The organism is Burkholderia sp. ABCPW 111, assembly GCF_000773065.1.
GTDB lineage: Bacteria > Pseudomonadota > Gammaproteobacteria > Burkholderiales > Burkholderiaceae > Burkholderia > Burkholderia savannae.
The window spans coordinates 53,242-65,772 of record NZ_JPWT01000077.1; the positions used below are offsets into that span (position 1 = coordinate 53,242).

The 12,531-nt window shown below is 61.1% G+C and carries 11 protein-coding genes and 2 pseudogenes; 9 read left to right on the forward strand and 4 right to left on the reverse strand.

All coding sequences use genetic code 11. The annotated features are described in order from the left end of the window. Positions 1-376: 376 nt before the first annotated feature. Together X946_RS17470 and X946_RS17475 are read right to left on the reverse strand one after the other, a co-directional pair. Positions 377-1,555, reverse strand: a complete 1,179-nt coding sequence (locus tag X946_RS17470) for a DUF1700 domain-containing protein (RefSeq protein ID WP_038749953.1) — start codon at positions 1,553-1,555, stop codon at positions 377-379. After that, entirely contained in the window at positions 1,552-1,893 is a 342-nt protein-coding gene (locus tag X946_RS17475) for a PadR family transcriptional regulator (RefSeq protein ID WP_038749955.1), read from the reverse strand. The genes X946_RS17470 and X946_RS17475 overlap by 4 nt, the downstream gene beginning before the upstream one ends. Positions 1,894-2,903: 1,010 nt before the next feature. Between X946_RS17475 and X946_RS17480 the strand changes: the two genes are divergently transcribed. The 6 genes from X946_RS17480 (at position 2,904) to X946_RS17500 (ending at position 8,441) form a co-directional block, all read left to right on the forward strand. Continuing rightward, the gene (locus X946_RS17480; RefSeq protein ID WP_038749958.1) at positions 2,904-3,137 is read left to right on the forward strand and encodes a hypothetical protein; all 234 of its coding nucleotides are present in this window, start codon (positions 2,904-2,906) and stop codon (positions 3,135-3,137) included. A gap of 100 nt (positions 3,138-3,237) precedes the next feature. Beyond that, positions 3,238-4,428, forward strand: a complete 1,191-nt coding sequence (locus tag X946_RS17485) for a hypothetical protein (protein WP_038749960.1) — start codon at positions 3,238-3,240, stop codon at positions 4,426-4,428. Next, positions 4,428-5,627 carry an MFS transporter gene (locus X946_RS17490; RefSeq protein ID WP_038749963.1) on the forward strand — a complete coding sequence of 400 codons (1,200 nt, stop codon included), beginning with the start codon at positions 4,428-4,430 and terminating at the stop codon, positions 5,625-5,627. The genes X946_RS17485 and X946_RS17490 overlap by 1 nt, the downstream gene beginning before the upstream one ends. Before the next feature lie 2 nt (positions 5,628-5,629). After that, entirely contained in the window at positions 5,630-6,508 is an 879-nt protein-coding gene (locus X946_RS17495) for a class I SAM-dependent methyltransferase (RefSeq protein WP_231752892.1), read from the forward strand. A gap of 6 nt (positions 6,509-6,514) precedes the next feature. Beyond that, complete coding sequence (locus tag X946_RS36315) at positions 6,515-7,210, forward strand: hypothetical protein (protein WP_226383084.1); 696 nt, start codon at positions 6,515-6,517, stop codon at positions 7,208-7,210. A gap of 7 nt (positions 7,211-7,217) precedes the next feature. Next, positions 7,218-8,441, forward strand: a complete 1,224-nt coding sequence (locus X946_RS17500; RefSeq protein WP_081989715.1) for a DUF2087 domain-containing protein — start codon at positions 7,218-7,220, stop codon at positions 8,439-8,441. A 242-nt stretch (positions 8,442-8,683) separates the two neighbouring features. Here X946_RS17500 and X946_RS36895 read toward each other — a convergent pair whose 3' ends face one another. Next, entirely contained in the window at positions 8,684-8,761 is a 78-nt protein-coding gene (locus X946_RS36895; RefSeq protein WP_394335882.1) for a hypothetical protein, read from the reverse strand. A gap of 660 nt (positions 8,762-9,421) precedes the next feature. After that, positions 9,422-9,552, reverse strand: a pseudogene (locus X946_RS36320) (site-specific integrase); the annotation flags it as partial. A 3-nt stretch (positions 9,553-9,555) separates the two neighbouring features. On the opposite strand from X946_RS36320, the pseudogene X946_RS17505 reads away from it, so the two are divergent. From X946_RS17505 to X946_RS17515, 3 genes and pseudogenes are all read left to right on the forward strand, one after another. Next, positions 9,556-9,783 (forward strand): annotated as a pseudogene (locus X946_RS17505) (hypothetical protein); the annotation flags it as partial. 182 nt (positions 9,784-9,965) lie between these two features. After that, complete coding sequence (locus X946_RS17510; protein ID WP_038749971.1) at positions 9,966-11,636, forward strand: GMC family oxidoreductase; 1,671 nt, start codon at positions 9,966-9,968, stop codon at positions 11,634-11,636. Positions 11,637-11,716: 80 nt separating this feature from the next. Continuing rightward, on the forward strand, positions 11,717-12,514 hold the full coding sequence (locus X946_RS17515; RefSeq protein WP_038749974.1) for an SDR family NAD(P)-dependent oxidoreductase: 798 nt from the start codon (positions 11,717-11,719) through the stop codon (positions 12,512-12,514). Positions 12,515-12,531: the final 17 nt, after the last annotated feature.

Sequence of the window (12,531 nt, forward strand, 5' to 3'; positions counted from 1 at the left end):
TACAGATGGTTGGCCGATCGACAGGGCATTGATGCGAAAGGCATCTTGGCGCTTATCCACAGAAGACCACAGCCTTTATTGACTATTACTACATATGTATACAAACAAAATACAAAAACACAGACGGTAATCCATATGTCCGACGGTACAGAAAAAGATGCGCCGCCGCCGAGCGCTTATGCGAAGCGGCGAGCATCCCGAATCCGTCGAACGCCCATCGCCGCACAGCCGGCGAGCATCCCTGCAGGCGGCACTTTTTCACAACCGCTCGAAGTCTCCGAGCACCGATTTCTTCAGGGGACAAAAAAGGGCGCTCGAAACCCGGCCGAACGCCCTTGTCATTTCCACAGCCACGGCCTGACCGAATCGCCGAGCCTCAGCTCACCCGCTCCCGCTCGAGCTTCGCCGACACCGCATCGATCCGCCGCCGCACGTATCGCACGAGCGCGCGCCATGTGACCCGCGTGAGCCAGATGCACACGAGCAGCCCGACGATCCCGACCGGCAGCATCGCGAGCCCGTAGCCGAACGCGATGCCGCCGAGCGCGAATCCCGTCGGCGCGGCGACGCTGACGTGCTGCTTGCCGTTGTCGACAGTGATCCGGCCGCCGACGATCGACACCGAGTTCTCGCCGTTCGTCACCGACAGGTGCATGCCGCCGTGGCCGTCCGGCGTCATCTGCACGTTGCCGCCCGCGATGCCCGGAACGTTCAGGCCCGGCGCCGACGCCCCCGTGTTCGCGACCGTCATCTGATCGCCGCTCGCGCTCTTCAGATCGAGCGCGATCACGTCGGCGCGCGCGATGCTGAGCGTGTCGTCCTTGCCCGCCGCGAGCAGCTCGCGCGCGCCGTCGCCCATCGCGTCGATCGACAGCTTGCCGTCCTGCTTGCGCGCGTCTATCACGCCCTTGCGCGTGACGATCGACACGCGGCTGCCGTCGTGCAGGTCGAGCACGTAGCGCTCGCCGTCGACGCGCAGCTCCTTCGCGTCGTTCAGCGCATCGGCGGCCGCGGCGCTCGCGCTTTGCGCATCCTTCTCGATCTTGCCGCCTTGCGCCTGCTTGCCGCCCGGCGCGCCCTTGCCGGCCGCGGCGCCCGCGACGTCGGCCTGCCCCGCGCCGCCGCCGAACGGCAGCACGCCCGGCACAGGCGTGCCGAACACGTAATGGCTGCCGAACGCGACGAGCGTGACGAGGCCCGCCACCGTCAGCGCGCCGAAGAACACGTAGCCCGTCGTCAGCACGAGCATGTACAGCAGGAACGGCACGAGCAGGATCACGTGCAGCAGCCCGAGCCCGGCGATCGAGCCGACGACGCGCATCAGATTGCCGAACGAGCGCCGCTCCTCCCATTGCCGGAAGTTCGCCTGCGCCTTCAGCTCTCGGGCGAGTTTCTCCGGATCGCCGAGCGCGGCGATCACGTCTTCCTCCGCGCGCCCGGCCGCGAGCGCGTCGCCGATGTATTCGCGGTAATCGGCGACGATCTCGTCGACTTCCCGCTTCGGCAGGCTGTCGAGCGCCTGCCGCAACCGCTGGATGAATGCGTCCTGCTTCATTGCCGCTCCTCTCCGTGCGCCGGCGTGCGGTGCAGCGCCAGCACACCGTTGACTTCGTCGACGAAACTTCGCCACTCGTCCTCCATCTGCCGCAGGCTCGCGCGCCCGGCGTCGGTGATCGAGTAGTACTTGCGCGGCGGCCCCGACGTCGATTCGACGAGGTAGGTCGTGACCCACGCCTCGGCCTGCAAGCGCCGCATCAGCGGATAGATCGTGCCTTCGCTGATCTCCATCGTTTCGGCGAGGGTCGACACGAGCTCGTACGCGTAGCTGTCGCGCCGCGCCAGCACGGCGAGCACGCACATGTCGAGCGTGCCTTTCTTCAACTGGGTCTTCATTCCATTCCGCCGGCGTAGTGTGCGTTGCAAGGTACCCTGTTATGTTCTGCCGCGGTCCGTTATGCGGCGCGCCGTGAACATGGGCGGACTATAGCAGCCGGTATCGGTCAATGCAAGGTACTGTTTTATGCACGACGGGTATCACAAAGCGCGATGTGACACCCAAAGCAGGTTCAACGCCGGAATCCCAGAAAAATGCGTCGTTCCACATTGTGAACATCAATCAGCTCGTTGCTTGACGTGACGAGCAGCCAAGAGTTTGCTGCGTCCGCTTGGACTCCGACCCATCGCCTTACCTTATACGCAAGTCTGCCAACCGCACCCCGCAGGCCGGAACAAACCGTCGTCGGACAATGAGATAAACCGGGGCCCGTAAACTTTCGGCACGCTGCGTTTACTCCCGCTTGTTGCGTGAACGTCTTGGCCCTGAAAGCAGAAACCAAATTTGCTGACCTCGCTCCTGGTGAAGCGCGCCTGAACAAGCGAGCGAGGACATTGACGGAACGATCGGCGGCCAAGCCGACGGCTGGCGTGCCTCAGACGGGTCGGGCTGGAGCAAGACGACGGTGGCGTACCGCTTCTTCGATAACGGCGAGGCCGAGTGAGGCGCAATTCTGGAGCCGCACTGGCCGGCAAGCCGCGGGGCTTTGGCCACTGTCTTACGCGATACCACGCGGCATGTATTTGCGTCCGACCCATGTGGCGACTCGACAGGGAAGCCCTTGTAGTACGGAAACGTCCGAATCTCGATCCCCCAAATGAAACTCCGCATATATCGGAAATTTCTTAGTGAGGTTTGCGTAAAGCATTGATTTCAATGAACCGCGACACTGGGGAAGCGATTTATGCAGCACATTCCTAGAGCATCCACTGATTTATCAGCATTACAAATGCTTGACACACCGATTACATATAATGCAATGTGAAGCTGCGTGTAGCCTCTCAATTGAAAAACGAGGAAGCACGCGTCACCTGCCCTAAATTCAGTTTCGTTAAAAAGGAGCATCAATATGGCGATTTCCTTGGAAAACATAACGAGAATTCATGAATTGACCGCTGGCGAGGTCGAGCCGATCGTAGCCAACGTCAAATACGCGCAGCGTAACGACGCCGAGGTAGCGCCGGTTGTAGCGAATGTGAAATACGCACAGCGCAATGACGTCGAGGTAGAGCCGGTTGTGGCCAATGTCAAGTATGCGCAGCGTAACGACGAAGAAGTAATGGCTGTCGCCGAGGCTGTCTGAACGGCGCGGTAATGCTCATGCATTGCTGAATCCGCCTCTTGAGCAAGGGGCCTTGGCCTCTTGCTCACTTGTCCATGCTTCTCTGAACGGAGAATCGAATATGGTCGCATTGTTGTCGCCGCAATTTGTGAAAGAATTATGGGGTAAGCAAGCGACGGAGCTGGCCATATCGCATATCCCATTCAATGATAGAGATGTGCTGGGTGCGCTCAAGGAATATGCGGTGTGCGCGAACGACATTCGATCGCGCAACGCTCAGTCGGAAGTCATAACCGCTTTCAACGGAAAGCGCACGTCGGAGCCGCGCTCCGATTTCCTTGTGCTTCCCACCGATAACACGCTCGAGGATTATGTATCGAGAATCGGGTGTCTTGCCGGCGACGACGAATGGACGGTCATGTACTACGGGCTGCATGCGGCAAGCCCCATCATCTGGGATGTCGCAAAAGCCTTTTCTGACCAACTCGCCTTGTCAATAGGCTATCGGCCTGGCGGCCGCGTCGATATTGACTGCTTTATCGGGCGATATTCATCCACCTATATCGGAATCCATGTGGATCATGCGCACAATTTCGGGTTCACCTTGCGCGATGGGAAAACGATGTTTACCTGGCCCGGAACCCGCTCGGATCTCGTTGGCGTGCGATTTCCAGACTATGAATCATTCAAGTCCGAAGGCATTCCGCTTGAGAACAAGACGAACCGAGTAACCTATTTCCCTGAGGACTGGCTTCACGTTGCCGAAACAAAATCCGACGTTTCAGTTAACGTGAATATCGCTTTTTGGGAAACCGGCAACGATTCTCAGCAAAACGCGAACTACGTGAAGGGCCTGCTGCGGGCGCCCAATCGTACCCGCCATGATGTGCGCTCCTCAGGCATCGCGAGCCTGAACCCTGATGATGAGCTTCTGCTTTCATCCCTGAAGGCCTTGCTTGACGGCGCGTCTCTGAAAAGACGCATGATGATTTCTCAACTCATCTCGGACACCAGCAGCCGCCTGAATGTCGGCCGTCCAATCGTCGAAGTCGAAGAACTGGACGATGTCATCGCCCTCAACGCCGTCAGCACCCTGCACTGGATGCCAATATTGCAGGAGGGGGAGGTCCTGGTCGCGGCCAACGGTCACTGCGGCAGCTTCAGATACAGCCACGCATTGCATGACTTTCTGAATTGCCTGTCCGCCGGTCAGCAAGTGAACATTTTGGATTTATCGAGCGGGAAAGACAGGCTGCTTAACGACGATCTCCTGAGTGTCGCCGCATCGCTGGCGCGGTGGGGAGCGCTTTGATGGGCATCGGAGGTCGATGGGCGCTCGTTTTTATTTGTATCTCCCTGTCGTTTGGCAGCTTCGCCGACGAAGCAGCGCAAGTGACCTTTGCCCTGAGACTGGCCGACAACACTTCCTCGGTATCGATATTGCTCGCCGCCGGTCTCATCGGAGGCATTCTTTCCGGCCCAATCGCACCCATGATCCTCCGGCGGATCGGGCCTCGCAAAACGATTCCCGCGGTATTTCTTCTTCAGTCGGTTCTGATCGCGGCCGCGTCCTTGGCCAATCAATTCTGGAGCTATGTCGTCGTGTCAATGGCGCTCGGGTCCACGGGGTCCCTTCAGTGGGCGGCAATCATGGTCGCCATTCCAAGCTACACAAACAACGAGCGGCACATCGATCGCGTCAACCGGATTACGCAATCGGTGCGGAACATGGGTTACGTGGGCGGCCCGGCTCTCGGCGGGCTGCTGTACGGCATGGCCCAGCGTTCGCGGGGGCTGCTGCTGCTGGCACTGTTGGTGTTGGTCGCCGCGCCTGTCACCGCGCTGTGTTTCAAGATGCTGGATTCTTCCAGTCAAAAATCGGATCGGGCGCCCACGCAGGAAAAGCAGAAGGGGCGACTCGACCTGCCCGATCTCTTTCGCACAGCCGGCGTGATCCGTGCGGTCGCCCCGTTGTTGATGACGGTCGTGCTGACATCCACGCTCAATGTGCTGTTGATATTTCGAATTCGCACCGAGCTGCAGTTCAGTGCCGAGATCTACGGATTCGTTATCAGCGCGTTGAGTGTGGGGCTGATCGTCGGTCCCGTGGTTTTTTCCGGGATGTTGGCGAGATTCGGCGATGCCGCCGGCGCCTCGATTGCCGCCAGTATTATCGGCTTCGGCATTTTATGGCTCGCATTGAGCGACGCGGCATGGATCATCATGTGCGCCACGTTTCTGATCGGATCGGCAAACGGCATCCAGAACACGCTCACGGCAAGTTTCATGATGAAGGCGATTGATCCGCAGCGGCGTGTCAACCTAATGCCGGCCTATATATTTTGCATCCAGACTTCGGTATTTCTCGGCTTCCTGAGCGCCGGCATGATCAGCACGGCACACGTGAGCACGGCTCTCGTGGCTGTTGGAATCGCAACGGCGATCATCGGCGCATGCGGCTTCGCGTGGAATGTCAAAAACCGACCAAGCATGGTTACAAAAGGAGCGTAGTGATGGATGGTATAGGGCGCTTCGGATCGAAGCCAAACGATACGAAATCAATCAAACTGCAAGCCCCTTTGGATCGCATCGTGACATCGGGCATAGCGGATCTCAGAGTCAGCCATTACTATTTCGACGAGCCGTTATTCGACGAATACGAATTGACGACCGTCCGTGCGACATGGGATTTTTCCGCCGCGGAATCCATTGTCCGGGATGGATACAATATTCTCGATCTAGGCTGCGGCGATGGCCGGCTGCTCCTGCACCTCGCTGAAAAATTCTCGCTGAAGGAGAGCTTTGGCATCGACATCTCTCCGGTCGCCATCGATCGCTTCAATGCGTCCATCAATCACAGCCACGTTCACGCGCTCCAGGGCGACATATTTGATCTGCCGACGCTGATCACACAACGACGCTTCGACGTCGTGACGTTTGGCGATGCGACCGTCAATTTCATTCTGGACGACGATAAGCTCGAAGTGCTGTTGCGCAGCGCGAAGGCACGGTTGCGCGACGCCGGATCGAGGATCATGGTCGCCGTATTCGGTGACGGAACGCCCGAGCGTCTTTCGTTCATGGACAAACGATGCACAGTAGTGCCGTTTCGGCGCAGCAACGGGGAAGCCGCGCTCATCTGGTGGGCCTACAAATACGACAGCGACAAGCTGATCATGCATCGATCGGTCTTTGCGCAATCGGGACGGAATGAAAACGGGAATATCGAAGGAGTCGTATGCGATCTTCGAGACCGGATGTGGACGCCGTCGACACTCGTCCCCATCGCGGAGGCCAGCGGCCTCACGGTCGAAAAAGTGATCGCATCCGAAGTGCAGGACGGGACGGCCGTGGGCATGGCAACGGCAATTGTCATACTGAAATCGGCTTGAACCACCATGAGAACAGATCCGATTCGACCCAACTTCTATCAGGGTACGGGGGGATATGCCTGGCAGCTCGCCGAATATCTCCAGGGCGACCAGGCTGACGGAAATGGCAGCTACACGCTCAGCAAGTCGATGCCGCCGGAATTGCGAAACCCGCTCGCAACCTGTCCTGAATGCCTGGCTCCGGACCGCTCGGTCAGATGGTCCAAGTCAGCGCGCATTACTCGCAATACGCCTCGGCTTGTCGGTGCGCGGGGGATTCGATCATCGCTTGTCGTGGTTGCAAGTGCGCAGGCGTTTGGAGGGTTTCGCCATGAAGACATTCACGCGCTCGCGGAAGGGACAACAGTGGGCGCGCTGCCGAGCATGGAAATCAATGGCGCAGTGCATGAAGCGGCCACGCTATTGGTCGCACTATATCGACATGGGTTCATCGAGACTGACCAGGAGTTCCCGGCATCTCCTCCGGTCCGCTATATGATCGAACCCACCTGCATCGTTGCCGACGCCCCCGGGATCGGACGCGTAGCCATCAATCAGCTCAATGGTCGAACCATTCGATTGAGCGAAGCTTCTCGAGATATCTTCTCCCTGGGCAAGCTTTTGAACGAGATACCGAAATCACTGCACCCGAACATCATCCACTTTGCGGAAGCCGGCATGTTGCGATTGATTTCTGGAGGGAACGCCCATGCACATGATTAGGCCCGGAATGGGCACCGAGAACAGCGCCAGTCTGATCTCGGCGCTCATCCGCATGACCCGCCCCGCAACGGTGGTCGAGATAGGTGCCGGCGACAGCACGATTTTCATCGCGAAGGCGCTCCAGCAGACGCGGCAGGATTGGCAACACGACAAAGATTTACTGGATGCCTCGACATGGCAGGAGCGCAGCGCACTTCTGGACCCGACTGGAATTCCCGATATCTATCAACCCAGGCTGATCACCATTGACGACTTCACGGCCGAAGGTTCCTCGGCCGAAGAAGCATGGGATGCATTGAAGGATCACGATGTCGACAGGAGCCTCGTTACGTTCGTCAAAAGCAACTTCTACGCACTCGACGACGCCACCATCGCTTCATGGGGAGCGATAGACATCGCGTGGATCGATGCGGGCACGCCGGCCGACGATGTTCGCTTCGTCGCAGCGCTCTGGGAACACATCGCCCCTGGTGGATACCTGTGCCTGCACGAGCCAACCATGTTGACCACCGTCAGCATGGAGGGCGCACAACGCGTTCGCCGAGTCAGAACGCCGATCTGGGAAGAGCTGTTTCGCAGGCTGGACGATTCATTCGAGCTGATAACACTGCCGGAGTCGCACAAATACCGCCAGAGTGGGTTGGGTATCGTCCGGAAGCGTCAACAAAATGAACGCACGCTCCGTTCTCAGCCGCTGCAGTCAGAGCTTGTCGAATTGGGGGAAATTCCAATTCGTAGCAGCTATTTGCCGATTGGCGAGGAGGCGTTGAGCCAGCGTCTTCGCAAAGACGCCATTATTGCCGCAATGACGTCGCGCGAAACACGCTCCGTTTATGCTGCGATCGCCCTCGGCGCCAGTAGCATTGCCGACATCGTGGAGAAAGCCGGCATCGATACGAAGGCTGTCAGCAAAATCGTGACCCGGTTGCTGAGCATCGGCCTTATTCAGCGAGATGAGAGTGGATTTTCGGATGTCGACGCCGTGTGGGAAGAGATTGCCGATCGGCAGCGTCGTAGCGTTGACGATTTGAGCGATAGACAGCTGGAATCGGATCTCACCATCGAAAAGATCGCGACGGCTTTCGCCCCGGATACCCAATACACCGAATCGGAGATATCCAAAATCTGTCAGTTGTTCACAACCGATTACGCCCGGCTGAGGCGATATCTTGTCGATCGCGGCGTGCTGCAACGTCAAGATAACGTATATCGACGAGTTCTATCGCAATAAGGCGGATGGCATTCAACTGATTGCTGGTTTCGTGAGTTGCCCGAATCGGTTTGCGAGTCGCACTGGGGCTGGATTTCCGGCCATGCCTCATTGCGCCCCTCAGGTGGCCCGATTACGCCGCCCCCGAGCTGGCTCGGTAACGACGCCCGCTGACACCAACGCCTTCGCCAGTTCAATGCCGAGTGCGTCCTGCCGAATGCGCAGGCTCGAGCACCACGAGCAGGAAGCACAGCAGCATTGGCCTACCGGATTTTGAGGCTCGAAAGCTTCGCATTCAGGGCGATCAGGGTAAAGAGCGCAAGCATCAGCGGGGTTTGCATCGATGTGTCGAAGCGCACCTCCAGACTGCTTCTCCGCGCAATTCAGCCGGCGCGAGCGCGACGACGAGCCCGAAGACGACAGGTTCGGGGATCGTTAGGCCCGCAGCAACCCGCACGCGCGACCAGCCGCTGGCCAAACAGAAGAACGGGAGGCGCCACCACGAGCATTTCGAAAGTATCGACGTGCATGGGAGATGAACGGATGGTTTAGTGATGATTCACGATCACGGAAGACGACGAGCCGGAGACTGAAAATCCCGGGCAAAGACGTGTGAATAGGGGGAAGCCCAAGCATGCCGTGACACACAATTGGGCAGAGACCTGAGGACCGGTGCCGGCTGCTCGCATCCGGCGGCGCTTTTCCCAAACAGCTACCGATGAATACAGCAGTGCTGCAGCCGTATCCACCGATGGCCACCGCACGCCCGTTCGGCAAGGCACGCGACCTCCGGTGCGATCCGACGACCGGGCCATCTGATGCCGGCCGCCGCCTTCGGGCCGCCTGACGATCCAACTCCAGTTGCGGGATAAGTTCGGTAAGGGACGGCCCAGACGCTGGCCTCCCGATCAAGGCGCGCGAATCGCCATCATAAGTGTGAGATATAAGGGTCGCGAAGTTCCGGGGGATTTATGGATATAAGGGACCCAATCGGTCAATGCCTATCCGAGTTGCCGGGCCCGCTTTACATCGTCGGTATGCAAGTAAATCGACGTGGTCAAAATCGATGCGTGACGCAGGGATCTCACACGGCGCTCAGCTCGACGCCCTTCGCAATCGCGTGGGTTGCATGATGGCCAACTCGATCATCTTCTACAACTCGGGCATTCCGTGGCGGCTACTGACTGAATCGGAAGCCGGCGGCACCATCGCGGCACTGGCGCGGCTCACGCATATATCGTCGGCGGCCTGGCGGCAAATTCTGCTGAACGGCCATTACACCTTTCAAAGCAACAACAAAATCGACCTGGACGCGCTCGTAGAGGGGCCGGAATTGATGGAAATTTCCGGAGTTCCGGCGTAGAACCTCAAAAGGGACGGACCGTGCCTGCGATGTGTGCGCAAGACCGCGCAACGTGCGCGTCGCCGGCGTCTTCCGCTTAGAACGCAGTTTGAATTGACCGACAGCGCACACGGCGCACGCGTCGGCCGATTTAGCCGATAGTGGCAGCCTGTCCATCCATTCGACCAAGCGAGAAGCGACATATGTCGGCGGCAAACCACAACGGCTCGACGGAATTCGACTACATCGTGATCGGCGGCGGCTCTGCCGGCTGCGTCGTCACGCACCGGCTCGTCAAGGCCGGGCATCGCGTGCTGCTGCTCGAAGCCGGCCCGCCCGACAATTCGTTCTTCGTCCACACGCCCGCGACCTTCGTGCGCGTGATCGGCACGAAACGGACCTGGGTCTACGAGACCGAGCCGCAAGCGCACGCGGCCGGCCGCCGGATGTACGTGCCGCAGGGCCGCACGCTCGGCGGCGGCAGTTCGGTAAACGCGATGGTCTACATCCGCGGCACGCCCGCCGATTACGACGGCTGGCGCGACGCCGGCTGCGACGGCTGGGGCTGGGACGACGTGCTGCCGTTCTTTCGGCGCGCCGAGCACAATCACCGGCTCGCGGGGCCGCTGCACGGCGTCGACGGGCCGCTGCACGTGAGCGACACGCGCTTTCGGCATCCGCTCAGCCACGCGTTCGTCCAGGGCGCGCAAGAGTTCGGACTGCCGTACAACGACGACTTCAACGGCGCGTCGCAGGCGGGCGTCGGCTTCTATCAGACGACGACGTTCGAAGGCCGGCGCGGCAGCACCGCCGCAACGTATCTCGCCGCCGTCAAGCGCGATCCGCTGCTGACGATCGAAACCGATGCGTTCGTCACGCGCATCGTGTTCGAGAACGGCGCGGCCGTCGGCGTGCGTTACCACGCGCGCGACGGCGAAGAGCGGATCGTGCGCGCGCGCTCGGAGATCGTGCTGTGCGCGGGCGCGCTCGCGAGCCCGAAGCTCCTGATGCTGTCGGGCGTCGGCCCGGCGGATCAACTGCTGCAGCACGGCATTCCGGTCGTGCACGATTCGACCGAGGTCGGGCTCAACTTCCAGGACCATCTCGAAGTGTCGCTGTACGGGCGCGCGCGCGAGCCGATCAGCCTCGCGGGACAGGACCGCGGGCTCAACGCGCTGCGTCACGGCATCCAGTACACGATGTTTCATACGGGGCTCCTCACGTCGAACGTCGTCGAAAGCGGCGGCTTCGTCGACACCGCGAACGGCGGCCGTCCGGACGTGCAGTTCCACGTGCTGCCCGTGCTCGTCGGCGACGTCGGCCGCGAGCCGCTCGCGGGCCACGGGATCTCGATCAATCCGTGCTTCCTGCGGCCGAAGTCGCGCGGCACGGTGCGCCTGCGCAGCCCCGATCCGCACGCGCCAATTCTCTTCGACGGCAATTTCCTCAGTCATCCGGACGATTTCGCGGCGCTCATGCGCGGCCTGTTGCTCGCGCGCGAGATCATGCGGATGCCGTCGATGTCGAAGGCGATCGCGGGCGAGATGCTGCCGAGCAACGGCGGCCGCGTCGATCTCGACGCTTACGTGCGCTCGCACGCGAAGACCGTCTATCACCCGTCCGGCACGTGCCGGATGGGCGGCGATCCGGCTTCCGTCGTCGATGCGCAGTTGCGCGTGCGCGGCGTCGGCGGGCTGCGGATCTGCGACGCGTCGGTGATGCCGTCGCTCGTGTCCGGCAACACGAATGCGCCGACGATCATGATCGCCGAGCGCTGCGCGGAATTCATGCTGTCGCCGGCCGCCGTATCGAACGTGCGCGCCGCCGCGGGCGCGCCGCAAGCCGCGCCGCTGCCCGCGGCGCACCTGCGCTGAGCACGGCGCACGCGTTGTTACGTTGCGCCGTCGTGCCGTCACGATCGCGCATTCACACTCAATCGAAGGAGACGTCAGTCATGCACACGTTCAACGACAAAGTCGCGTTGATCACGGGCGGCGGCACCGGCATCGGCGCCGCCGTCGCACGCAAGTTTGTCGAAGCGGGCGGCAAGGCGGTGCTGGTCGGCCGCCGCCGCGAGCCGCTCGAAGCCGTCGCCGAACCGCTCGGCGGCGCCGCGATCGCCGTCGCGGGCGATGCCGCCGACGCGCGCGACGTGCAACGCGCGCTCGACGAGGCGCGCGCGGCGTTCGGGCGCGTCGACGTGCTCGTCGCGAACGCAGGCGGCCACGGCGTCGGCAGCGCGCTCGACACCGACGACGCATCGTGGGCGCAATCGACGCGCGTGAACCTCGACACCGCGTTCGTCTGCGCGCGCGAGCTGCTGCCCGAGCTGATCGAGCGGCGCGGCAACATCGTGATCCTGTCGTCGCTCGCCGGACATTTCGCAGGCCCGAACGTCATCGGCTACGTGACGACGAAGCATGCGCTGATCGGCCTCACGCGCTCGCTCGCGCGCGACTACGGCCGCGCCGGCGTGCGCGTGAACGCGGTGTGTCCGGGCTGGGTGCGCACCGCGATGGCCGACGAGCAGATGGACGCGCTGCGCGACGCGCACGGACTCGCGACGCGCGAGGACGCGTACCGGCTCGTCACGCGCGACGTGCCGCTCGGCCGCCCGGCGGAGCCCGACGAAGTCGCCGACACGGTGCTGTATCTCGCGTCGCCGTATGCGTCGATGATCACGGGCACGTCGCTCCTCGTCGACGGCGGCGCATCGGCCGTCGATCTGCCGACGATCGAATTCGCACGCTGAGCGCGGCCACGCGCAAG

Excerpts from the sequence above, each read along its gene's own strand:
- X946_RS17470 (WP_038749953.1), bottom strand. The coding sequence starts at position 1,555 with ATGAAGCAGGACGCATTCATCCAGCGGTTGCGGCAGGCGCTCGACAGC.
- X946_RS17500 (WP_081989715.1), top strand. The coding sequence starts at position 7,218 with ATGGGCACCGAGAACAGCGCCAGTCTGATCTCGGCGCTCATCCGCATG.
- X946_RS17475 (WP_038749955.1), bottom strand. The coding sequence starts at position 1,893 with ATGAAGACCCAGTTGAAGAAAGGCACGCTCGACATGTGCGTGCTCGCC.
- X946_RS17485 (WP_038749960.1), top strand. The coding sequence starts at position 3,238 with ATGGTCGCATTGTTGTCGCCGCAATTTGTGAAAGAATTATGGGGTAAG.
- X946_RS36895 (WP_394335882.1), bottom strand. The coding sequence starts at position 8,761 with ATGCAAACCCCGCTGATGCTTGCGCTCTTTACCCTGATCGCCCTGAAT.
- X946_RS17495 (WP_231752892.1), top strand. The coding sequence starts at position 5,630 with ATGGATGGTATAGGGCGCTTCGGATCGAAGCCAAACGATACGAAATCA.
- X946_RS17510 (WP_038749971.1), top strand. The coding sequence starts at position 9,966 with ATGTCGGCGGCAAACCACAACGGCTCGACGGAATTCGACTACATCGTG.
- X946_RS17490 (WP_038749963.1), top strand. The coding sequence starts at position 4,428 with ATGGGCATCGGAGGTCGATGGGCGCTCGTTTTTATTTGTATCTCCCTG.
- X946_RS17480 (WP_038749958.1), top strand. The coding sequence starts at position 2,904 with ATGGCGATTTCCTTGGAAAACATAACGAGAATTCATGAATTGACCGCT.
- X946_RS36315 (WP_226383084.1), top strand. The coding sequence starts at position 6,515 with ATGAGAACAGATCCGATTCGACCCAACTTCTATCAGGGTACGGGGGGA.
- X946_RS17515 (WP_038749974.1), top strand. The coding sequence starts at position 11,717 with ATGCACACGTTCAACGACAAAGTCGCGTTGATCACGGGCGGCGGCACC.